This window comes from Stenotrophomonas sp. 63632_Sma, from assembly GCF_056482875.1.
Window position 1 is genome coordinate 299,099 of the sequence record NZ_CM151220.1, and the last position, 21,290, is coordinate 320,388.

19 protein-coding genes are annotated in these 21,290 nt (G+C 68.4%); 8 read left to right on the forward strand and 11 right to left on the reverse strand.

All coding sequences use genetic code 11. The annotated features are described in order from the left end of the window. Positions 1-19 precede the first annotated feature (19 nt). Both ACZK45_RS01355 and ACZK45_RS01360 read left to right on the forward strand, forming a co-directional pair. Positions 20-592, forward strand: a complete 573-nt coding sequence (locus ACZK45_RS01355) for an OmpO family porin (RefSeq protein ID WP_032130335.1) — start codon at positions 20-22, stop codon at positions 590-592. Between the two features lie 190 nt (positions 593-782). Next, positions 783-1,454, forward strand: coding sequence for a response regulator (locus tag ACZK45_RS01360; protein ID WP_478445324.1), 672 nt, complete (start codon positions 783-785; stop codon positions 1,452-1,454). A 7-nt stretch (positions 1,455-1,461) separates the two neighbouring features. On the opposite strand, the gene ACZK45_RS01365 is transcribed toward ACZK45_RS01360, so the two are convergent. Continuing rightward, positions 1,462-1,851 carry a DUF6165 family protein gene (locus ACZK45_RS01365; protein ID WP_032130333.1) on the reverse strand — a complete coding sequence of 130 codons (390 nt, stop codon included), beginning with the start codon at positions 1,849-1,851 and terminating at the stop codon, positions 1,462-1,464. 178 nt (positions 1,852-2,029) lie between these two features. Between ACZK45_RS01365 and ACZK45_RS01370 the strand changes: the two genes are divergently transcribed. Then, complete coding sequence (locus tag ACZK45_RS01370) at positions 2,030-2,728, forward strand: TorF family putative porin (RefSeq protein WP_032130339.1); 699 nt, start codon at positions 2,030-2,032, stop codon at positions 2,726-2,728. On the opposite strand, the gene ACZK45_RS01375 is transcribed toward ACZK45_RS01370, so the two are convergent. Next, positions 2,725-3,873: an MFS transporter gene (locus ACZK45_RS01375; RefSeq protein WP_332838306.1), complete on the reverse strand. Its 1,149-nt coding sequence runs from the start codon at positions 3,871-3,873 to the stop codon at positions 2,725-2,727. The two genes, ACZK45_RS01370 and ACZK45_RS01375, sit on opposite strands and share 4 nt — an antisense overlap. 143 nt (positions 3,874-4,016) lie before the next feature. Here ACZK45_RS01375 and ACZK45_RS01380 point away from each other — a divergent pair, with 143 nt between their 5' ends. Beyond that, positions 4,017-4,904 carry a LysR family transcriptional regulator gene (locus ACZK45_RS01380; RefSeq protein ID WP_149909351.1) on the forward strand — a complete coding sequence of 296 codons (888 nt, stop codon included), beginning with the start codon at positions 4,017-4,019 and terminating at the stop codon, positions 4,902-4,904. On the opposite strand, the gene ACZK45_RS01385 is transcribed toward ACZK45_RS01380, so the two are convergent. Then, on the reverse strand, positions 4,873-5,340 hold the full coding sequence (locus ACZK45_RS01385) for a YehS family protein (RefSeq protein WP_005411992.1): 468 nt from the start codon (positions 5,338-5,340) through the stop codon (positions 4,873-4,875). The two genes, ACZK45_RS01380 and ACZK45_RS01385, sit on opposite strands and share 32 nt — an antisense overlap. A 117-nt stretch (positions 5,341-5,457) precedes the next feature. Here ACZK45_RS01385 and ACZK45_RS01390 point away from each other — a divergent pair, with 117 nt between their 5' ends. Next, positions 5,458-6,210, forward strand: coding sequence for an SDR family NAD(P)-dependent oxidoreductase (locus ACZK45_RS01390; RefSeq protein WP_019337645.1), 753 nt, complete (start codon positions 5,458-5,460; stop codon positions 6,208-6,210). Positions 6,211-6,365: 155 nt separating this feature from the next. Here ACZK45_RS01390 and ACZK45_RS01395 read toward each other — a convergent pair whose 3' ends face one another. From ACZK45_RS01395 to ACZK45_RS01410, 4 genes are all read right to left on the reverse strand, one after another. Further along, on the reverse strand, positions 6,366-7,271 hold the full coding sequence (locus ACZK45_RS01395; RefSeq protein WP_049399052.1) for an SPOR domain-containing protein: 906 nt from the start codon (positions 7,269-7,271) through the stop codon (positions 6,366-6,368). Positions 7,272-7,292: 21 nt separating this feature from the next. Next, positions 7,293-8,981 carry an arginine--tRNA ligase gene (gene argS / locus ACZK45_RS01400; protein WP_012478915.1) on the reverse strand — a complete coding sequence of 563 codons (1,689 nt, stop codon included), beginning with the start codon at positions 8,979-8,981 and terminating at the stop codon, positions 7,293-7,295. Positions 8,982-9,095: 114 nt separating this feature from the next. Continuing rightward, the gene (gene radC, locus ACZK45_RS01405; RefSeq protein ID WP_478445325.1) at positions 9,096-9,800 is read right to left on the reverse strand and encodes a RadC family protein; all 705 of its coding nucleotides are present in this window, start codon (positions 9,798-9,800) and stop codon (positions 9,096-9,098) included. A 70-nt stretch (positions 9,801-9,870) separates the two neighbouring features. Continuing rightward, positions 9,871-10,497 carry a response regulator gene (locus tag ACZK45_RS01410; RefSeq protein ID WP_293798007.1) on the reverse strand — a complete coding sequence of 209 codons (627 nt, stop codon included), beginning with the start codon at positions 10,495-10,497 and terminating at the stop codon, positions 9,871-9,873. 228 nt (positions 10,498-10,725) lie between these two features. On the opposite strand from ACZK45_RS01410, the gene coaBC reads away from it, so the two are divergent. From coaBC to ACZK45_RS01425, 3 genes are read left to right on the forward strand one after another with little or no spacing between them, the layout of a single operon-like run. Further along, positions 10,726-11,988 carry a bifunctional phosphopantothenoylcysteine decarboxylase/phosphopantothenate--cysteine ligase CoaBC gene (gene coaBC / locus ACZK45_RS01415; RefSeq protein ID WP_478445326.1) on the forward strand — a complete coding sequence of 421 codons (1,263 nt, stop codon included), beginning with the start codon at positions 10,726-10,728 and terminating at the stop codon, positions 11,986-11,988. Beyond that, positions 11,985-12,458, forward strand: coding sequence for a dUTP diphosphatase (gene dut, locus ACZK45_RS01420; RefSeq protein WP_180838585.1), 474 nt, complete (start codon positions 11,985-11,987; stop codon positions 12,456-12,458). Before coaBC ends, dut begins: the two co-directional genes overlap by 4 nt. A 12-nt stretch (positions 12,459-12,470) precedes the next feature. Beyond that, positions 12,471-14,816, forward strand: a complete 2,346-nt coding sequence (locus ACZK45_RS01425) for a phosphomannomutase/phosphoglucomutase (RefSeq protein WP_478445327.1) — start codon at positions 12,471-12,473, stop codon at positions 14,814-14,816. A 361-nt stretch (positions 14,817-15,177) separates the two neighbouring features. On the opposite strand, the gene ACZK45_RS01430 is transcribed toward ACZK45_RS01425, so the two are convergent. From ACZK45_RS01430 to kdpB, 4 genes are read right to left on the reverse strand one after another with little or no spacing between them, the layout of a single operon-like run. Beyond that, complete coding sequence (locus ACZK45_RS01430; protein WP_478445328.1) at positions 15,178-15,891, reverse strand: response regulator transcription factor; 714 nt, start codon at positions 15,889-15,891, stop codon at positions 15,178-15,180. After that, on the reverse strand, positions 15,872-18,532 hold the full coding sequence (locus ACZK45_RS01435) for an ATP-binding protein (RefSeq protein WP_478445329.1): 2,661 nt from the start codon (positions 18,530-18,532) through the stop codon (positions 15,872-15,874). The genes ACZK45_RS01430 and ACZK45_RS01435 overlap by 20 nt, the downstream gene beginning before the upstream one ends. 51 nt (positions 18,533-18,583) lie before the next feature. Next, positions 18,584-19,234: a potassium-transporting ATPase subunit KdpC gene (kdpC, locus tag ACZK45_RS01440; protein ID WP_346486561.1), complete on the reverse strand. Its 651-nt coding sequence runs from the start codon at positions 19,232-19,234 to the stop codon at positions 18,584-18,586. After that, positions 19,231-21,288 carry a potassium-transporting ATPase subunit KdpB gene (gene kdpB, locus ACZK45_RS01445; RefSeq protein ID WP_478445330.1) on the reverse strand — a complete coding sequence of 686 codons (2,058 nt, stop codon included), beginning with the start codon at positions 21,286-21,288 and terminating at the stop codon, positions 19,231-19,233. The genes kdpC and kdpB overlap by 4 nt, the downstream gene beginning before the upstream one ends. Between the last annotated feature and the right edge of the window lie 2 nt (positions 21,289-21,290).

A 21,290-nucleotide genomic window follows, 5' to 3' on the forward strand; every position in this document is an offset into this window, starting at 1 on the left:
AAAGTAAAGGTGTACCCCCATGAAGAATTCGCTGATTGCTCTGGCCCTGGCCGCTGCCCTGCCGTTCACCGCCTCGGCTGCTGAGAACCTGTCGTACAACTACGCCGAAGCCGACTACGCCAAGACCGACATCGACGCGTTCAAGGCCGACGGCTGGGGCGTGAAGGGTTCGTACGGCTTCCTGCCGAACTTCCACGCTTTCGGTGAGTACAGCCGCCAGGAAATCGACCACACCAACATCAAGCTGGACCAGTGGAAGATCGGCGCCGGCTACAACGTTGAAATCGCCCCGACCACCGACTTCGTTGCCCGCGTTGCTTACCAGAAGCGCGACCAGAAGCACGGCCTGGACTTCAATGGCTACAGCGCTGAAGCCGGTATCCGCACCGCCTTCGGTGCCCACGCCGAAGTCTACGGCATGGTCGGCTACGAAGATTTCTCGAAGAAGCACGGCATCAATCCGGAAGGCCAGTGGTACGGCCGCCTGGGTGGTCAGGTCAAGCTGAACCAGAACTGGGGCCTGAATGGCGAGCTGAAGATGAACCGCGACGGCGACAAGGAATACACCGTCGGCCCGCGCTTCAGCTGGTAATTGCTTCCTCGGCGCGCCTGCGCGCCGAAGATGCCTCGACAGGCCCGGCCCATGCCGGGCCTGTTGCGTTTCCGGCTGGGCAAACGCTACCTGACCGTGTCGCGGCGGAAGGGCGGCATTGCAACGAATTGGATTCCGCAGGCGTCGGCTGCGCCCTAGGGTGAGTGGCCTGTTCTGCAGGAATGCAACGATGCCCACGTTTCCGTCGCCCCGCGATCCTCCCTGCCGCCTCTTGCTGCTGGATCCACACCCGCTGTTGCGGCATGGCGTGCAGGAAGTCCTGGCCCGGCAGGCGGGCCTGCAGGTCGATGGAAGCTACGGCCGCAGCGGTGATCTGCTGCAGCGCCTGCAGCAGCAGGCGGCCGCGATCGATCTGCTGCTGGTCGACGCCTTGCCGATCGGTGACAGCGGCGAAGGCCTGGAACTGCTGCGGCACCTATCACGCCACTGGCCGGCAGTGCCGATCCTGGTGCTGACCGCACACTGCAACGCGGGTGTCATGTCCTTGGCCTTGCAGGCCGGTGCGCGCGGATTCCTGTCCAAGGCCTGCGCGCCGCAGATGCTGCTGCGGGCAGTGAGCGTGGTTGCCCGTGGCGGGCGCTTCGTGCCGCCGGATCTGCGTGCACAGTTGAACCAGTCCCGTCGGCAGCGCCAGCAGTCCATGCGTTCACCACGGTTGAGTACCCGCGAGCGCACCGTCCTGCAGTGGGTGCTGCGTGGTTGCAGCACCGGCGAGATGGCACGCCGCAGTGGGCGTGCAGCCAGCACCATCAGCACGCAGAAGCGAGCGGCGTACCGCAAGCTGGGCATCCGCAACGATGGCGAGCTGTTCCGCTTCCGCCATCTGATCGACGCTGATTGAGGTGGCGTTACTCGCCCTGGTACTGCTTTTCTTCCACCAGGGCCGAACCGGCCACGCGGTTGATCTCGTTCTTCACCTGCACGCGCTCGCCATTGGTGCCATAGACACCACGCGCCAACTGGATGAAGGCATCGTCGAACACCTGGGCCGCTTCCTTGTCGCGCAGCTGGTCCTGGATGTCCCACATGCGCTCGTTGATCGCCTTCAGCTGCTGCTTCAGCACGGCCAGCGCCGGCTGAGCCTGCAGCTGCAGCTGCAGCAACGGCAGCAGGCCGTCCAGCTCGGTGCGCACGTTGCTCAGCTTGGCGGCATCGTCGATGCGCTCGGCCTTGATCTCGAGAATGGTGATCTTGTCGATCAGCTCGCCGATCGATACCGGAGTCAGGATGGCGTCCACGCGGTTGGTTCCTGGAAACAGGGCGCCATGATACCGCGCTGCTGGCATGTGGCCCCGGTCCGCGGGATTTACGCCGAATTTGCGCCACGGGCCCGGCAGCACCCTCGATCCGTTACGGCCACCGCCTCGACACTGCGGTCCCGGCGGCGTGACCGCCTTCGACGAGGAACACAGTGCAGTGAACAGCAAGGGGATGATGGCGGCAGTGGTGGCCGCCCTGGCAGGGCTGCTCGGCATCGGCACCGCCCAGGCGCAGGTGCAGGTGAGTGGCAGTGCCGCATTGACCAGCGATTACGTGTGGCGCGGCAGCTCGCAGAGCGACGGCGACCCGGCGGTGCAGGCCGGCGCGAAGGTCTCGATCCCATCGGGCTGGTACGCCAGCGTGTGGGGGTCCAACGTATCGTTCAAGCCGGACAACGGCGCGCGCAGCGAGTTCGACCTGGTGGCCGGTTGGAGTGGTGCACTGGCACCGGACTGGGCACTGGATGCCAACCTGACCCGCTACGTGTACCCGGGCACCGGCCGCGCGCTGGACTGGACCGAGCTCAATACCACCGTGACCTGGAAGCAGCGCGCTTGGCTGCAGCTGGCGCATTCCAACGACGCGCTGGCGGGCGGCCATCGCGGCACCTACGCCCAGCTGGGTGTGCGGGTGCCGCTGCACGAGCGGTTCCGCCTCGAAGCGGCGGTAGGCCAGTACTGGCTGGCCACCGCACAGGGGCCTGATTACCTGCATGGCCAGCTCAGTGCCATCGCCTCGCTGACCCCGGCATGGGAACTGCGCGCCACCGTGCATGACACCGACAACGCAGCGAAGCGGCTGTTTCCGGGCAATGCCGGCGGACGCTGGGAGCTGGCGCTGCAGGGCAGCTTCTAGTCAGTCACCGAAGCCTGGCGCGCGCGCAGCGCGCCGGGCAGCCACAGCAGCAGGGCGAGCATGGCCACCGCAGCACCGGCCACGCAGACGCCGGTCCAGCCGAAGCGCTGGTAGACCTGCGCCGACAGCAGCGAACCCAGCGAACCGCCGATGAAGTAGCCGGTCATGTAGCCGGCATTGAGGCGGTTGCGCGCTGCCGGTTGCAGTGCATAGATCAGGTTCTGGTTACTCACGTGCAGCAGCTGCGCGGCCAGGTCCAGCACCACCACGCCGACCAGCAGCGCCAGCAGCGAGTGTGCCGACAGCCCCAACGGCAGCCACGAGAGCAGCAACAGCATCAGTGCGATGGCAGTGGCACGTCCGGTCTGGCCACGATCGGACATGCGCCCGGCCAGGCCGGCCGCCAGCGTACCGGCGGCGCCGACCAGCCCGAACAGGCCGATGGTGGCATCGCTGTAGGCGTAGGGCGGTTGTGCCAGCAGGAACGCCAGCGGCGTCCAGAAGATCGCGAACATGGCGAAGCTGCAGGCGCCCAGCAGGGTGCGCTGGCGCAGTACCGGCTCCTGCACGAACAGCACGCCGATCGAGCGCAGCAATGCGAAATAGCCGAGGCCGGCGCTGTGGTGGAATCGCGGCAGGCCGCGCTGCAGCGCCAGCGCGGTCAGCACCAGGGTGCCGGCGGCGATCGCATACACCAGGCGCCAGTCGCCCAGGCTGGAAAGCAGGCCGGCCACGGTGCGCGCCAGCAGGATGCCCAGCAGCAGGCCACTCATCAATGTGCCGACCACGCGGCCACGATGTTCCGGCGCGGCCAGCGTGGCCGCAAACGGCACCAGTACCTGCGCCACCACCGAGAACAGGCCGGTGATCGCGGTGCCGACCAGCAACCAGGCCAGCGATGGTGCACAGGCACTGATCACCAGCCCGCCTGCCGACAGCAGGCTCATCACCACGATCAGGCGGCGGCGTTCGAACAGGTCTCCCAGCGGCACCAGCAGGATCAGTCCGGCGGCATAGCTCAGCTGTGCGGCAGTGACCACCATGCCGACCTGGCCGAATGGCACGCCGAAGGCATCGGCGATGGTGTGCAGCAGTGGCTGCGCATAGTAGTTGCTGGCCACGGCCACGCCGGTAGCCACCGACATCAGCAGCACCTGCCAGCGGTGCAGAGGGGGGAGGGACGGACTCACGCGGTATTCCACAAAGCGGGATGCACAGTGTCCGCCTGCTGCGGCCATGATGGAAATGAATCATCATCATCCATGCCATCTGGAAACGAGATAGTTGGATGAATCTCAAACAGCTCGAGTTTGCCGTCGCCCTGGCCGAAGAGGGCAATTTCACCCGCGCCGCGGAACGCTGCCATGTGGTGCAGTCCGCGTTGAGCCACCAGATTGCCTACCTGGAGCAGGAACTGGGTACGCCCCTGTTCGAGCGCCTGCCGCGGCAGGTGCGGGCCACCGCCGCCGGCGAGGCGCTGCTGGTGCATGCACGCCAGGTGCTGGCCAGCCTGCGCCACCTGCGCGCCGACGTGGCCGCCGTTACTGGTGAGGTGCGTGGCCTGCTGGCGATCGGGCAGATCTCCTCGCTGACCGACATTGATGTGGTGGCGATGCTGGCGGCCTTCCAGCAGGCGCACCCGCAGGTGGAGTTCCAGCTGCGGGTCGACAAGAGCGAGGACCTGATCGCGCAGGTGCAGTCGCGAGAGCTGGACGTGGCACTGGTCGGATTGGCGCCGTCGGCGGGGCTGGACGGGGTCTGCCACCAGATGCTGCAGGAAGAAGACCTGGTGGCGGTGCTGGCGCCATCGCACCGCTTGGCCCGGCGCAAGCGGCTGCCATTGACCGAACTGCAGGACGAGGCGCTGGTCGACTTTCCGCGCGGCACCGGTGCGCGGCGGCAGACCGACGATGCCTTCGCTGCCGCTGGCCTGCCGCACACGGTGCGCTTCGAGGTCAATCTGATGGAACTGATCGAGCGCTTCGTCCGCCATGGGCTGGCGGTTGGCATCGTGCCAGCGTTGATCGCCGACGGGTTCCAGGGGGTGGTACAGATTCCGCTGCAGCCGACCCCGACCCGCCGCGTGCACCTGGTCTGGCAGCGACTGCCGACACCGGCGGCGCGTGCGTTCGTCGAGGCCGTGCTCAGCCGCGCAGGCGCAGGCTCAGGCCCTTGAGGAAATTGCGCAGCATCTGGTCCAGGCAGCGCCGGTAGTTGGTGTGCCCGGGCTGGCGGAACAAGGCGCCCACTTCCGACTTGGAGACGTTGAAGCCGGCGCTGGCGAAGATCTCCATCAGATCGACGTCGCGCAGCTGGAAGGCCACGCGCAGCTTCTTCAGCACCAGGTTGTTGTCGATGCGGGTTTCCACCGCACGCTGCGGCTGGCTTTCGTCGCGACCGCGCAGGTGCACGATCAGGCCGTCGAGGAAGTGCGCCAGCGCGCTGTCGCTCATCGCCTCGAAACCGGCTTCGTCCTCGCGGCGCAGCCAGGCCTTCACCTGTTCCGGATCCACGGCGAAGGCCGGGTCGGCCATCTGGCACAGGGTCACCACGTGGTGGTCGCCCAGGTCCAGGGAGTAGCGCACGCTGCGCAGGACATCGTTGTTGATCATGGCCCCAATTGTACCGGTCACCCCGACAGGTGGGGCCGGATCTGGCCGATCAGGCAACGCAACCCCCGGCCGACGGTGCCAGAATGGGGGTCTGGTTTTTCCCCCTGGAGTTGCCTGATGACCCGCACTGTCCTGATTACCGGCGCCACGTCCGGCTTCGGCGCCGCCGCCGTCCACCGCTTCGCCCAGGCGGGCTGGAAGGTGATCGCCACCGGCCGCCGCGGCGAACGCCTGCAGCCGCTGGTCGAGCGCTACGGCAAGGACGTGGTGCATGCCGCCGCCTTCGACATCCGCGATCCGGTGGCGATGGAAGCGGCGCTGCTGGCACTGCCGCCGGCCTTTGGCGAGATCGATCTGCTGGTCAACAACGCCGGTCTGGCGCAGGGCACTGCGCCGGCACAGAGCGCCAAGTTGTCGGACTGGACCACGATGATCGACACCAACATCACCGCGCTGGTGACCCTGACCCACCGCCTGCTGCCGCAGCTGGTGGAGCGCAAGGGCGCAATCATCAACATTTCGTCGGTGGCCGGCGTCTACCCGTACCCGGGCGGCAATGCCTACGGTGGCACCAAGGCTTTCGTCAGCCAGTTCTCGCTCGGCCTGCGTTCGGACCTGCACGGCACCGGCGTGCGCGTGACCACGATCGAGCCGGGCATGGCCGAAACCGAGTTCACCGTGGTGCGTACCCATGGCGACCAGGCGGCGTCGGACAAGCTCTATACCGGCGCCAACCCGATGACCGCCGAAGACATCGCCGAACAGATCTTCTGGGTGGCCAGCCTGCCGCCGCACCTGAACATCAATCGCCTGGAACTGATGCCGGTCAGCCAGTCCTTCGCCGGTTTCCAGGTCGCCCGCGAAGGCTGACGTTCATTTGTAGAGTCGAGCCATGCTCGACTGCTCTTCGCCCTTTGTAGAGTCGAGCTTGCTCGACTGCTTTGAACGGCAGTCGAGCAAGCTCGACTCTACACAGACAAAAAAAAGCCGGGCTGTGCCCGGCTTTTTCATTCACTTCGGCAGACTCACTGTGCCTTGATCGCCATCGCCTGCAGGCCGGTGCCATCCAGCTTCTGCTTGGCTTCAGACAGTTCACCTGCACTGCCATACGGTCCCATGCGCACGCGGTACACGGTCTTGCCGTTGATCTGCGCCGATTCGACGCGTGCCGCCAGGCCCATCATCGCCAGCTTGGCCTTGGTCGCTTCGGCATCGCCGGAGGCACCGAACGCACCCGCCTGCAGGATGTAGCGGGCATTGTCGGCGGCAGCCGGTGCCGCAGCGGCGGGGGTAGTGGCCGCGGTCGGCGCGGTTTCCGCACGCGCTGCCGGAGTGGCGGCGGCGGTGCTGGTCGACGCCGTCGGCGTGCTGGCCGGAGGCGTTGCCGCAGCCGGTCGTTCGCTCAGCGGTGCCGGCAGCGGACGGCTGGTGGCGGTCACCGGCGCGGTGCTGGCCACGCTGGCGGTTGCCGTCGGTGCCGGCGCGGTAGCCGCTGGCGGCGGAACCGGCTTGCCTTCCAGTGCCGCCTGCGCGCGCTGCGCTTCGGCCTTGGCCCGGCGCTGGTCCTCGGCACGCGCGCTGGCAGCCAGTTCGGCGTCGGACATTTCAACTTCCTTGCCCGGCAGCAGGGTGTAGAAGTCGTACTGGGTGGCGGCCGGCTTTTCCGGTTCGGCCGGCTTCGGCGTGGCCGGCTGCGCGGCCGGCTGGGTGCCGACATCGCTGTCGGCATCAGCGACCGGGGCAGGCTGCGCGTTCGGGTTCGGCTGCGGACCGGCGCGAAGGAAGCCATCGCCTTCGCCCTTGAACAGGTTCGGCGCCGCCAGGAACACCACGGCCGCAATCGCCACGCCAGCGACCAGCCACACCCATCCGGGTGTGCCCTGGCTGCTGCTGTTGCGTCGTGCCTGGTTTTTGCCGCGTCGTGCTGCCATGTGTACTGCGTCTCCTGATGCTTACATTTTTTCCGGGGCGCTGACGCCCAGGAGTTCGAGGCCGTTGGCCAGCACCTGGCGCGCGGCGCAGGCCAGGGTCAGCTTGGCGTTGCGATCCGCAGCGTCTTCCACCAGCACCGGCGTCCCGTGATACCACGTGTGGAACGCGTGCGCCAATTCACGCAGGTACTGCGCCACCAGATGCGGTTCCAGCGCCACGCCGGCCGCCTCCACCACTTCCGGGTACCGCGAGATCTCGTTCATCAGCAGCAGCGAGGCGTCGTCGGCCAGGCGGCCGAGGTTGGCCAGGCCATTGCCCTGTTCGTACACCAGGCCCTTCTCCTGTGCCTGGCGCAGCAGGCTGCAGACGCGGGCGTGCGCGTACTGCACGTAGAACACCGGGTTGTCGTTGCTCTGCTGGCGGGCCAGGTCGATGTCGAAGGTCAGCTGCGAATCGGGCTTGCGCGCGATCAGGAACCAGCGGGTGGCATCGCGGCCGGCTTCCTCGATCAGGTCGCGCAGGGTGAAGTAGCTGCCGGCACGCTTGGACAGCTTCACTTCCTCGCCGCCACGCATGACGGTGACCATCTGGTGCAGCACGTACTCCGGCCAGCCCTGCGGGATGCCCACTTCCATGGCCTGCAGGCCGGCGCGCACGCGTGCCAGCGAACCATGGTGATCGGCGCCGAGCTCGGTGATCGCGCGCTCGTAGCCGCGCTGCCACTTGGACAGGTGGTAGGCCACGTCCGGCACGAAGTAGGTGAAGGTGCCGTCGGACTTGCGCATCACGCGGTCCTTGTCGTCACCGAAGTCGGTGCTGCGCAGCCACAGCGCGCCACCTTCTTCATAGGTATGACCCGACGCCTGCAGCTTGGCCACCGCTTCGGCCACCTTGCCATCGGCGTACAGCGAGCTTTCCAGGAAGTAGATGTCGAAGTCGACGCCGAACGCGGCCAGGTCCAGATTCTGCTCGTTGCGCAGGTAGGCCACGGCGAAGCGGCGGATCGCCTGCATGTCGTCCGGGTCCTTGGCACCGACCACGGTGCTGCCTTCCAGATCGACGCTGGCGCCGGCCATGTAGGCGCGGGCGACGTCGGCGATGTATTCACCGCGGTAGCCACCTTCCGGCCAGCCATCCTGGTCCGGCGCGATGCCCTTGATCCGCGCCTGGGTGGACAGCGCCAGGTTCTCGATCTGCACGCCGGCGTCGTTGTAGTAGAACTCACGCTTGGCGTTCCAGCCGTTGGCGTCGAGCACACGCGCCACGCAGTCGCCGATCGCCGCCGCGCGGCCATGGCCGACATGGAGCGGGCCGGTCGGGTTGGCCGACACGTACTCCACACCCACCGTGCGGCCATTGCCGGACAGGTTGCGGCCGTAGTCGTGGGCTTCCTTGATGACCGACGCGGCTTCACGCTGGTACGCGGCCGGCGCCAGGTGGAAATTGATGAAGCCGGGGCCGGCGATCTCGACCTTGCTGACGTCCTCGCTGCGCGGCAGTGCCTCGACCAGCGCCTGTGCCAGTGCGCGCGGATTGCTGCGCGCGGCCTTGGCCAGCAGCATCGCGGCATTGGTGGCGAAGTCGCCGTGGTCACGGGTCTTCGGGCGCTCGACCACGAAGTCCGGCGGCAGGGAGTCGGCGGGCAGGGTGCCATTGGCGCGCAAGGCTTCGATGCCTTGGCTGATCAGGGCGCGGAGGAGATTTTTCACGAGGCCTGCTGTGAGAATGAGCGGCGGAATCGCCCATTTTAGCGCAGATACCAGCGGCCACGCTGACCGAAACCTGCCTGTGGGGGCGACCGATGGCGCCTGGAGGGCGGGCGCTCAGCCGAACAGGCGGGGCTGGGGCGGCGACAGCAGGCCTCGTTCAGCAAACGAAACGGGGCGGCCCTCACCGACCACGAAGTGGTCCAGCAGGCGGACATCCACCAGCGCCAGTGCCTGCTGCAGTTCGTCGGTGATGCGGGTATCGGCGCTGGAGGGTTCCGGGTCGCCGGAGGGGTGGTTGTGGCTGAGGATCACCGCCGCCGCGTTGTGCAGCAGGGCGCGCCGCACCACTTCGCGGGGGTAGACCGGTGCGGCGTTGATGGTGCCGTGGAACAGCTCCTCGCAAGCGATCAGGCGGTGCCGGTTGTCCAGGAACAGGGCCATGAAGATCTCCCGGGCCTGCCCCCGCAGGCGGTGCTGCAGATAGCGGCCGACCGCGGCCGGGTTGTTGCCGACCGCTTCGCCGTGTTCCAGCTCGGCAGCCAGGTAGCGGTGGGCCAGTTCCAGCCCGGCAGCCAGCGTACAGCTGCGCGCCGGGCCGAGCCCGGGCAGGCGGGCCAGATCACGCGCGGGGCGGTCCAGCAGCACCCGCAACGGGCCGTGCGCCTGCAGCAGGTCGCGCGCGGTCTGCACGGCATCGCGGCCACCGAACCCGGAGCCGAGAAACAGGGCCAGCAGTTCGGCGTCGGAAAGTGCCGTGGGCCCGCGCGCGATCAGCTTCTCACGGGGGCGTTCCTGTTCGGGCCAGTCATGGATGGGCATGCCTGCATCATCGCCAGCCCGGGTGGCGGCTCCCATCAGTGCATACCGCAGCACCGGGTCGGGCGATGCCTCACCCGCGCCGGGTCTGCAGATAGTCGAACAGTTCCTGGTTGTTCTGCAGGCCCAGCTTGCGCTTGGCTTCGGCCTTCTGCCGGCTGATGGTCTTCGGGCTGCGCCCGCAACGCTCGGCGACGGCATTCACGCTGAGCCCGGCCGCCAGCAGATCCAGCACTTCCTGTTCCCGCGCCGACAGCGGCGCCGGTTCGCGCGGGAACAGCAGGTCGCGCGCCTGCAGGTGGTGGCGCAGTTGTTGGGAAACGAACACCTGGCCGGCCAGTGCGGCGTTCAGTGCCTGCGGCAGTTCGGCGAAATCGGCGCATTTGTCGACCAGCCCACTGATGCCCTCGCGCAGCAGTCCGTCCAGCAGCCCGGGATGGCGGGCGCCGGTCAGCACCACCACCGGCAGCCCGGGGTGACGCACGCGCAGCGCGTCGATCAGCTCTGGACCGTCCGGGCCGTCACCCGGCATCGACAGGTCGGTCAGCACCGCATCGCAGTCGTGGTGGTCCACCAGCTCCAGCAGCTGGGCGCCGTCACGTGCACTGCCGACGATGTCCATCAGGTGGGTCTGCAGCACGATACGGATGCCATGCAGGACCACGGGATGGTCGTCGGCAATGATGATGCGTGGATGCACGAGGCTCCTCGAAGGTCGAACAGGCCACGGCAGACGGCAGCCAATGCCTGATTCTGCAAAAGCGCAGACCCGTAGAGGTATAGGAAAGGTCCGAAACCGATGCCCGGCTAGCCCAGGGTCAGGCGCAGCGCGCTCCATCTACTGATAGCTGTCCGCTATGTGCACCCTGCACCGGGACATTACCGACCATCGGGTAAGCTAGCGCCCTCGTTTGCACAGGAATTCCAGGTGGCTGACTCCCCCAACGCTTCCCCCGCGCAGGCCCGCGCGCTGGAAGGTCAGAAACTGCTGTTGTGCGTCGGAGGCGGGATCGCGGCCTACAAGGCCCTGGAACTGGTGCGGCGCCTGCGCGACGCCGGTGCCCAGGTGCAGGTGGCGATGACCGCCGGTGCCCAGCAGTTCGTCACTCCGCTCAGTTTCCAGGCCCTGTCCGGGCAGCCTACCCGCACCACGCTGTGGGACAGCGCCGCCGAACAGGCCATGGGCCACATCGAGCTGGCGCGCTGGGCCGACCGCATCGTGGTTGCCCCGGGAACCGCCGATCTGCTGGCCCGGCTGGCCCAGGGCCATGCCGATGACCTGGTCAGCACGCTGTGCCTGGCCAGTACCGCGCCGTTGACGATCTGCCCGGCGATGAACCATCGCATGTGGCTGCACCCGGCCACCCAGGCCAACATCGCCCTGCTGCGCCAGCGCGGCGCGCAGGTGATCGGCCCGGTCGATGGCCCGCTGGCCGAAGGCGAGTCCGGTCCGGGGCGTCTGGCCGAACCGGGCGACATCGTGGCCGCGCTGGCCGCCAATGGCAGCAGCGCGGCGTCCGTTGCCGCGCCGGAAACCCGCGCGCTGCAGGGCCTGCGCCTGCTGATCAGCGCCGGCCCGACCTATGAAGACATCGATCCGGTGCGCTATGTCGGCAACCGCAGCAGCGGCAAGATGGGCTTTGCCCTGGCCGCGACCGCCGCCGCGATGGGTGCTCAGGTGGTGCTGGTCAGCGGCCCGGTACAGCTGCCGACGCCGCCCGGCGTGCAGCGTGTGGACGTGCGCTCGGCTGCGCAGATGCGCGATGCCGTGCTGAAGTCGCTGCCGGCCGACATCTATATCGGTGCCGCTGCAGTGTCCGACTACACGCCGCGCCAGGTCGCGCCGCAGAAGCTGAAGAAGACCGCCGACAGCCAGTCGCTGGTGATCGAGCTGGTGCGCACGCCGGACATCCTTGCCGAGGTGGCTGCGCAGACGCAGTCGCTGAAGCTGGTGGTCGGCTTTGCCGCCGAAACCCACGACGTGGAGAAATACGCGCGTGGCAAGCTGGTCGACAAGCGCCTGGACCTGGTGATCGCCAACCAGGTCGGCATCAGCGGCGGCGGTTTCGAGAGCGACAACAATGCCGCCACGGCCTTCTGGCAGGACGGTGAACAGGTATTCCCGGCCACCTCCAAGCGCGAGCTGGCCGAACAACTGCTGGCGCTGATCGCGCGGAGACTCCAGGCATGACCCAGGCATCCACTTCCCAACCGCTGCAGGTCAAGCTGCTCGATCCGCGCTTCGGCGACAGCTGGCCGCTGCCGGCCTACGCCACCGAGGCCAGCGCCGGCATGGACCTGCGCGCGGCGCTGGATACCGCGCTGACCCTGCAGCCGGGCGACACCGCGCTGGTTCCCAGCGGCCTGGCCATCCACATCGCCGATCCGAACCTGTGCGCGGTGATCCTGCCGCGCTCGGGGCTGGGCCATCGCCACGGCATCGTGCTCGGCAATGGCACCGGCCTGATCGACGCCGATTACCAGGGCCCGCTGCTGATCAGCGTCTGGAACCGTGGCCGCGAGGCCTTCACCATCGAGCCGGGCGATCGCATCGCGCAACTGGTGATCGTGCCGATTGCCCGCGTCAGCCTGCAGGTGGTGGATACTTTCACCGACAGCGTGCGGGGAACGGGTGGATTCGGCCACACCGGGGTGCGTTGACAGGGGACATCGATGAGCGGCATCGGGGAAGGACAGCGGGGACGGTCGTTGGGACGCAGTGCGCCACTACTGGGGGTGCTGCTGATCCTGCTGGCCGGCTGGTTCGGATGGAGCGCAGTCCAGCAATGGCGCCAGGAGGCCAACGGCCAGGCGCTGGAAGCTGCACGTGACCAGGCCGTGCAGGGCCTGCAGGAGGCCGCTGCCGGCCAGCTGAAGCAGCTGCAGCAGCAGCTGAAGAACGAGCGCGTGCAGCAGGCGCTGCAGGCCGGTGATGCCGCTGCGGCGGCACTCGCGGTCCGCGAGAGCTGGACCGGCGTCGAGCACGCCGAGGTACTGGCCGCTGATCTGGCCAACGCCTACGCCGACCCGGCCGCCTTTGGCTATGCGCGATTGGCGCTGCTGGAAGCGGCATTGGCCGAAGGCAAGCCCAGCCTGCGCGTGGTCCGCGATGGCGGTGGCAATCGCCTGGGCCTGGCAGCGCCGGTTCAACTGGGCAGTCTCGGCCCGGCGGTGCTCTACGTGCGCCAGCCATTGCTGCGGCTGACCTCACCGCTGGACCAGGTGAGTGCGCCATCGGCCGGTTTCCTTGGCCTGCGCCAGGGCGCGCATGACCTCGTCGCCCAGGGCGATGCCGGCCTGGCCGAAAGCGCCGAAGCATTGGCGCGGCCGATTCCGGGGACGCCGTTGCGGCTGGTGGCCGCGGTACCCAATGTCGAACCTGGTCCGCTGGGCCTGGGTTCGCTGGCCAGCGCCATCGTTGCGCTGCTGCTGGCGTTCATCGCCGTGCTGCTGGTGGTGGGGCGCGGCCGCCTGCCGAAGTCGCTGCCGCTGCCGCGCCGGGCGACCGTGGCGGAAGCCGATCATGGCCCGACCCTGAGCGAGAGCCTGCAGATGGCGCCGCCGCCGGTGGCCGAGGCCAGCACAACTGAAAGTGCACCGCCGCCCCCGCCACCGGTTCCGGCCGAGGAACTGGCGGCCGGTATCTTCCGCGCCTACGACATCCGCGGCGTGGTTGGCAGTGAACTGACGCCGAAAACGGCGGCGCTGATCGGCCAGGCCATCGGCACCGTGGCCCTGGAGCAGGGCCTGCGCGAGGTGGTGATCGGCCGCGACGGCCGCCTGTCCGGCCCGGAACTGGCCGCAGGGTTGGCCGAGGGCCTGAGGCGCGCCGGTTGCGCGGTGATCGACATCGGCCTGGCACCGACCCCGGTCGTGTACTACGCCGCCTTCCATCTGCGTACCGGCACCTGCGTGGCGGTCACCGGCAGCCATAACCCGCCCGAGTACAACGGTTTCAAGGTGGTCATCGGCGGCGAGACGTTGTCCGGTGATGCCATCACCGATCTGTACCAGCGCATCGTCGAAGGCCGCCTGGTACAGGCCGCCGAGCCGGGCGATTACCAGCAGCGCGATGTCAGCGCCGACTACATCCAGCGCATCGCCGACGACGTGCAGCTGGACCGCCCGTTGAAGGTCGTGGCCGATGCCGGCAACGGCGTGGCCGGCGCGCTCGCGCCGCAGCTGCTGGAAGCGATCGGTGCGGAAGTCATCCCGCTGTACTGCGATGTCGACGGTACCTTCCCCAACCATCATCCCGACCCCAGCGAGCCGGCCAACCTGGAAGACCTGGTGCAGACGGTGAAGCGCTTCGGTGCCGATCTCGGCGTCGCCTTCGATGGCGACGGTGACCGCCTGGGCGTGGTCACCGGCGAAGGAAAGATCATCTATGCCGACCGCCTGCTGATGCTGTTCGCCGCCGACGTGCTGATGCGCAATCCGGGCGCGATGGTGATCTACGACGTGAAGTGCACCGGCAAGCTGTCCGACCACGTGCTGCGCAATGGTGGCAGCCCGCTGATGTGGAAGACCGGGCATTCGCTGATGAAGGCGAAGATGCGCGAGACCGATGCCGAGCTGGCTGGCGAGATGAGCGGCCACTTCTTCTTCAAGGAGCGCTGGTTCGGTTTTGACGATGGCCTGTATGCGGCTGCGCGCCTGCTGGAGATCCTGGCCCAGCGCGAGGAGACTCCGGACGAGGTACTGGCAGAGCTGCCGGAGATGGTGGCCACGCCGGAACTGAAGGTGCCGGTGGCCGACGGTACGCCGCACGCGCTGGTGGCGATGCTGGTGGCGGCGGCGCAGTCGCCGGACAACCCGTATGTGGGCGGTCGGTTGTCGACCATCGATGGCCTGCGCGTGGACTTCCCCGATGGCTGGGGCCTGGTGCGCGCCTCCAACACCACGCCGGTGCTGGTGCTGCGCTTCGAGGGCAATGACGAGGCGGCGCTGGAACGCATCCAGGCGCTGTTCCGCAGCCAGCTGCAGCCGGTGCTGGGCGACACCCCGCTGGGGTTCTGAGGTGGGGCCGGGCTGCGCCCGGCACCCGCCGAAGCAACGGCAGCAGCAACATCAACATCAACATCAACATCAACATCAACATCAACATCAACATCAATAGCGAGCTATCCGCGAAATGGCGGGGCGGTGTCGGAGTGCGGGGACGCCGCAAGTACGTCCCTGTAGGCTTGGCAGCCGCATCCATGCGGCTGACACCCCGCACTCCGACACCGCCCCACCCCTGACAATTTCCGCGATCTGTCGGAACGGCATGGACCGCTGTTGGTAGGTGTCGACCTTGGTCGACACAGTAGATCCACGCCATGCGTGGATGCTCTTCCGGATTCGCTTTGGTGGGTGCCGACCGTTGGTCGGCACACCCTCACCCCTTGAACCGCAGCCCGACGCCCGGATCGGTGAACAGGTAGCGCGAATCCAGCGCTGAATCGCCCAGCTTGTGCCGCAGCTTGCCGACCAGGATGCGCAGGTAATGGGTGTCGTGCTGGTGGGTCGGGCCCCAGATCTCCTGCAGGATCTGTGGCTGGGTCACCACCCGCCCGGCGTTGCGCAGCAGCAGCGACAGCAGCGCGTACTCCTTGCGGGTCAACGCTACCGGCTCGCCATCCAGCGCCACTTCACGGCGGACCAGGTCCACATGCAGGTGGCCATCGTCGAATACCGGTGGCGTGCCATCACTGGGTACGCTGCGCGTGCGCAGCAGCGCCCGCACCCGCGCCATCAGCTCCTGCGTGCCGAACGGCTTGGTCACGTAGTCATTCGCGCCGGTATCCAGCGCACGCACCTTCTCCGCCTCGCCGGCACGCACGGTCAGCATGATCACCGGCACCTGGCTCCACTGCCGCAGTTGTTCCAGCACCTCGTGGCCTTCCATGTCCGGCAGGCCGATATCCAGGATCACCAGATCCATGTCCTCGCTGGCGGCCAGCTGCAGGCCTTCCTGGCCGGTGGCGGCCTGCCGCACCTGGTAGCCCTGCGCGCGCAGGCTGATGTCCAGGAACCGGCGGATCTGGGTTTCATCATCGATCACCAGCACGCGCGCGGCCGGCACGCTGGCATCAATCGGGGTCGGGCTCATCGTGGGAGGCTGGCTTGAGCAGGGGCAGGGTGATGCGGATCAGGGTACCGCGACCGTCGCGTCCGGGCAGCGCCTGCACGCTGCCGCCATGTGCGCCGATCATGCCCTGGCAGATGGTCAGGCCCAGGCCGGTGCCATGGCGGCCACGGTCGCCACGTTCAACGCTGTAGAACATGTCGAAGATGCGCGCACGCTCGTCGTCGGGAATGCCGGGGCCGGCATCGATCACGTCGATGCGCAGCTGGCCGTCCAGTTCACGCGCCTGCACCTGCACGGCCGCATCCTGCGGTGAGAACTTGGCCGCGTTTTCCATCACGTTGAACACCGCCTGTTCGACCAGCGCCGGGTGTACCCAGATCGGCGCCAGCGTGGCCGGAATGTCCAGCTCCAGCCGCACCTTCGGCTGGTAGCGCTGCAGGCGCCGTGCGGCCGAGCCGATCAGTTCGTCCACGCCGATCCAGTCGCGGTTGATCTTCAATCCCTCGTGGCCGAGGCGGGTCATGTCCAGCAGGTTCTGGATGTAGCGGTCCAGCCGTTCGCCCTCGACCAGGATGGTGTCGAGCAGGGCACGGCGATCGGCCGTATCCATTGCCGCACCATAGCTGGCCAGGCTGTCGGCCGAGCCGATCATCGCCGCCAGTGGCGAGCGCAGGTCGTGCGACACCGAAGAGAGCAGGGCCGAGCGCAGCCGCTCGGTCTCGTTGCTGACGTGCGCCTGCTCCAGTTCCGCCACCAGCCGGGTGCGCAGCGCGGCCTGCGCGATGTCATCGACCATCGCTTCGGCCAGTTGCCGTTGTTCGGGCAGCAGGCGCGCCTGTGCGTCGGGCAGGTAAAGGCCAGCCACGCCGATCGCGCGGTCCTCGCCATCCAGCAGCGGCAGGAACCACCATTGCGCACCGGCCAGGGTGTCGGTGAAGCGCCCGCTCGGCTGGCCGTGGCGCAGTGCCCAATCGGCGGCGGCCAAGTCGGTATCGCCCGGCTGGCTGCGGCCACCGGTTGCGGTATCGGCGCCGATCCGCAGCCACGCCGGCACGTCCATGGCCTGTTCCAGTGCATGCCGACCCGCCTGCGCCACCTCGCCGTTGCCGGCCGCGCTGGCCAGCTGCCGTCCCAGCTGCTGGCGCGCACGCGCATGTCGATTCGCCGCACGCAGCGCGATCACCTGCATGCGCAGGCGCGAGGCCAGGCGTCCGGCCACCAGCGCGGCGGCCAGGAACAGGAACACGGTGATCACGCCCTGGCGCGCGCCGATGGCGAAGGTGAAGCGCGGCGCGATGAACAGGAAGTTGTAGGCGAGGAAGCACAGGATCGCCGCCATCACCGCCACGCTGGCGCGCGTGCGTGCGGCCACCAGCACCACCGCCACGATGAACACCATCGACAGGTCGGCCATGCCGACCCAGCGTTCGGCCAGCCATGCCACCGCACAGGCCAGCGCGGTGGCGATCAGCGCCTGTACCGGTTCGTAGCTGATGCCGCGCACCGGCGGCAGCAGGCCCTCGCGACGCGAGCGCGCACGTGCCTGCGGGGTGCTGATGATGGTGATCTCGTAATGCGCGCCGCGCTGGATCAGCTGCTGGGTCAGGGTGCGGTTGAACATCCGCGCCAGTGGACGTTCGCGGGTCCGGCCGAGCACCAGGGTCGACACGCCGTTGTGCGCGGCGTGATCGAGCAGGGCATCGGCGATGCTCGATCCATGCAGCAGTTCGGCGTCGCCGCCGAGGCGGCGTGCCAGGGCGAAGGCCGCATCGATTTCGCGTCGGGTCGCCTCGTCCTGGCGTCGGCCCTGCACGGTCACCACCGTCCACGGCGCATCGCGACGTTCGGCGATGCGCCGCGCCACCCGCACCAGGTACTCGCTCTGACCGCCGCCATCAATGGCCACCAGCACGCCACGACGCAGTGGCAGGTTGCTCTCGCCGCGCGCGGCGCGCGCTTCACGCAGGCTGCTGTCGACGCGGTCGGCGGCCTCCTGCATGGCCAGCTCGCGCAGTGCGGTGAGGTTGGCCGGCGAGAAGAACGCCTGCAGCGCCTGCGCGGCCTGTTCGGGCACATAGACCTTGCCCTGCTGCAGGCGCGCGATCAGCTCGCGCGGCGGCAGGTCGACCAGCACGATGTCATGCAAGCGGTCGAGCACGCCGTCCGGCACGGTCTCGCTCACGCGCACGCCGGTGATGCGCATCACCACATCGTTGAGGCTTTCCAGATGCTGGATGTTGACCGTGGTCCAGACATCGATGCCGGCATCCAGCAGCTCGATCACGTCCTGCCAGCGCCGCTCATGGCGGCTGCCCGGCGCATTGCGATGGGCCAGTTCGTCCACCAGCACCAGCGCCGGATGCCGTGCGAGCACGGCATCCAGGTCCATTTCCTGCAGGGTATGGCCGTGGTAGGCCACTGCCTTCAGCGGCAGCTGTGGCAGGCCCTCCAGCAGCGCCTGGGTATCGGCGCGGCCGTGGGTTTCCACCAGGCCCACCACCAGGTCGACACCGCGGCGCAGCTGTTCCTGTGCGCGGGTCAGCATGGTGTAGGTCTTGCCCACGCCCGGCGCCGCACCGAGGAACACGGTCAGCTTGCCGCCGGCTTCGCGTTGCAGGCCTTCAACCAGGGCATCGGCCTGGCGGGTACGCGCATCAGTCATGGGTGCCGCTGTCATGGGCGCCATTGTGCGCGCAGCCGGTGCAGGCCGGCATCACGGTGCCTTGGCCGCGTGGTCCAGCGCGAAGTTCAGCGTCACCACGTTCACCCGCGGCTGGCCGAACAGGCCCCACTGGCGCCCTTCGGTATGCGCCTGCACCAGTGCCTGCACGCGCTCCACCGGCAGGCCGCGGGCACGTGCCACGCGTGCCACCTGCAGGCGCGCCGCCGCCGGCGACAGCTGCGGATCCAGGCCACCTGCGGACTGCGTGACCAGGTCTGCCGGTACCTGCGCCGGGGTGACGCCTTCGCGCGCGGCCACCGCAGCGGTGCTGGCGGCAACACGCTCGGCCAGGGCCGGATTGCTGCGCGCCATGTTGGAACCGGCCGCGGCCATCGGGTCGTAGTTGGCTGCCGACGGACGTGCCTGGAAGTAGCCGTCACCGGTGAACGGCTGCGACAACCATGCCGAGCCGCGTACCTGGCCGTTGCCATCGCGCAGCAGGCTGCCCTCGGCCTGGGTCGGGTAGGCCAGGCCGGCAAAACCGGTGGCGATACCGGCGTAGACCGCACCGGCCAGCAGCAGGGTGGCGAGGCCCAGGCCGATCGCCGGGCGCCAGCTGGCACCATCCTGCAGGCTGGCCACGCGGGCCTCGGCCTTCTGTTCGCGCGGAAGGGAAGATGAAGTGGAAGCAGTACGGTTCATGCGCCGAATACCAGGACAAGAAGAAGGTCGATCGCCTTGATCGCTGCGAACGGCAGCAGCACGCCGCCGAGGCCGTACACCAGCATGTTCCGGCGCAGCAGTGCGGTTGCAGTGGCCGGGCGGAAGCGCACGCCACGCAGGGCGAGCGGGATCAGGGCGGGAATCACCAGGGCGTTGAAGATCAGCGCTGCCAGCACCGCATTGCGCGGGCTCGACAGTTGCATCACGTTCAAGGCGGCCATGGTCGGCACGGCCGCGGCGAACAGCGCCGGCAGGATCGCGAAGTACTTGGAGACGTCGTTGGCCAGCGAGAAGGTGGTCAGCGCGCCGCGGGTGATCAGCTGCTGCTTGCCTACTTCCACCACCGCCAGCAGCTTGGCCGGGTCCGAATCGAGGTCGACCATGTTGCCGGCCTCCTTCGCCGCCTGCGTACCGGAGTTCATCGCCAGACCGATGTCTGCCTGGGCCAGCGCCGGCGCGTCATTGGTGCCATCGCCGACCATCGCCACCAGGCGGCCGCCGGCCTGCTCCTGGCGGATGCGTGCCAGCTTGTCCTCCGGGCGAGCCTCGGCGATGTAGTCGTCGACGCCGGCTTCGGCGGCGATTGCGGCGGCGGTCAGCGGGTTGTCGCCGGTGATCATCACCGTGCGGATACCCATCGCCCGCAGCTGCGCGAACTTCTCGCGCATGCCGTGCTTGACCACGTCCGACAGCTCGATCACGCCCAGCACGTGGCGGCCCTCGGCCACCACCAGCGGGGTGGCACCGTTGCGTGCGACCTGCTCGACGCGCCCGGCCAGTTCCGCCGGCACGTTGCCGCCCAGCGCCTGCACGTGGGCACGGATCGCATCGGCGGCACCCTTGCGGATCTGCCGCCCATGTTCCAGGTCCACGCCGGACATGCGGGTCTGCGCACTGAACGCCAGGTACTCGGCGTGGTGCGGTTCGGCGGTAGCGCAGCCCTGTTCGCGCGCCAGGCGCACGATCGACTTGCCTTCCGGGGTCGGGTCGGCCAGCGAGGACAGCAGTGCGGCCTCGCGCAGCTGGCTGGCATCGATGCCGGCCAGCGGATGGAAGTGGCTGGCCTGACGGTCGCCGTAGGTGATGGTGCCGGTCTTGTCCAGCAGCAGCACGTCGACGTCGCCGGCCACCTCCACTGCCTTGCCCGACTTGGCCAGCACGTTGGCGGCCAGCGCACGGTTCATGCCGGCGATGCCGATGGCCGGCAGCAGGCCGCCGATGGTGGTCGGGATCAGGCACACCAGCAGCGCGATCAACAGCAGCGGATCGACCTGCACGCCTACGGCCGCGCCGATCGCCGGCAGCGTCGCCACCACCACCAGGAAGGTCAGTGTCATCGCCGCCAGCAGCAGGGTCAGCGCGATCTCGTTGGGGGTCTTCTGGCGGTTGGCACCTTCCACCAGCGCGATCATCCGGTCCAGGAAGCTGTGGCCCGGCTCGGCGGTCACCCGCACGATGATCTGGTCGGACAGCACCTTGGTGCCGCCGATCACGCCGGAACGGTCGGTACCGGCCTCGCGCAACACCGGTGCCGATTCGCCGGTCACCGCCGCTTCGTTGATGGTGGCCAGGCCCTGCACGATCTCGCCATCGGCCGGCACCAGCTCACCGGCACTGACGATCACGTGGTCGCCCGGGCGCAGCTCGGCGGCCGGCACCTGGGTTTCGGCGGCGCCTGGCTGCGGCGCCGCCAGCCGGCGTGCCACCAGGTCCTGGCGGGCACGCCGCAGCGACGCGGCCTGGCCACGGCCACGCGCTTCCGCTACGGCTTCGGCGAAGTTGCCGAACAGCACGGTCACCAGCAGGATCGCGGTCACCGCCAGGCCGAAGCCCAGCGGCGCGTTGCCGGTCAGGGTGACGATCGCGGCGACGATCGTGCCGGCCATCACCACCGCCATCACGGGGCTGCGCACCAGATGCATCGGCGACAGCTTGAGAACCGCTTCGACCAGCGCACGGCGCAGGCCGGCGCCATCCAGCAGGGCAGGGCGCGCTGCATGGGTACTACGGGTTGAACTTGCTTGGGTACTCATCA

Bases quoted from the DNA above. Each gene is read 5' to 3' on its own strand.
- ACZK45_RS01355 (WP_032130335.1), top strand. From the start codon at position 20: ATGAAGAATTCGCTGATTGCTCTGGCCCTGGCCGCTGCCCTGCCGTTC.
- ACZK45_RS01360 (WP_478445324.1), top strand. From the start codon at position 783: ATGCCCACGTTTCCGTCGCCCCGCGATCCTCCCTGCCGCCTCTTGCTG.
- ACZK45_RS01375 (WP_332838306.1), bottom strand. From the start codon at position 3,873: ATGTCGGTGGCTACCGGCGTGGCCGTGGCCAGCAACTACTATGCGCAG.
- ACZK45_RS01380 (WP_149909351.1), top strand. From the start codon at position 4,017: ATGAATCTCAAACAGCTCGAGTTTGCCGTCGCCCTGGCCGAAGAGGGC.
- ACZK45_RS01385 (WP_005411992.1), bottom strand. From the start codon at position 5,340: ATGATCAACAACGATGTCCTGCGCAGCGTGCGCTACTCCCTGGACCTG.
- ACZK45_RS01390 (WP_019337645.1), top strand. From the start codon at position 5,458: ATGACCCGCACTGTCCTGATTACCGGCGCCACGTCCGGCTTCGGCGCC.
- ACZK45_RS01395 (WP_049399052.1), bottom strand. From the start codon at position 7,271: ATGGCAGCACGACGCGGCAAAAACCAGGCACGACGCAACAGCAGCAGC.
- radC (WP_478445325.1), bottom strand. From the start codon at position 9,800: ATGCCCATCCATGACTGGCCCGAACAGGAACGCCCCCGTGAGAAGCTG.
- dut (WP_180838585.1), top strand. From the start codon at position 11,985: ATGACCCAGGCATCCACTTCCCAACCGCTGCAGGTCAAGCTGCTCGAT.
- ACZK45_RS01425 (WP_478445327.1), top strand. From the start codon at position 12,471: ATGAGCGGCATCGGGGAAGGACAGCGGGGACGGTCGTTGGGACGCAGT.
- ACZK45_RS01430 (WP_478445328.1), bottom strand. From the start codon at position 15,891: ATGAGCCCGACCCCGATTGATGCCAGCGTGCCGGCCGCGCGCGTGCTG.
- ACZK45_RS01435 (WP_478445329.1), bottom strand. From the start codon at position 18,532: ATGACTGATGCGCGTACCCGCCAGGCCGATGCCCTGGTTGAAGGCCTG.
- kdpC (WP_346486561.1), bottom strand. From the start codon at position 19,234: ATGAACCGTACTGCTTCCACTTCATCTTCCCTTCCGCGCGAACAGAAG.
- kdpB (WP_478445330.1), bottom strand. From the start codon at position 21,288: ATGAGTACCCAAGCAAGTTCAACCCGTAGTACCCATGCAGCGCGCCCT.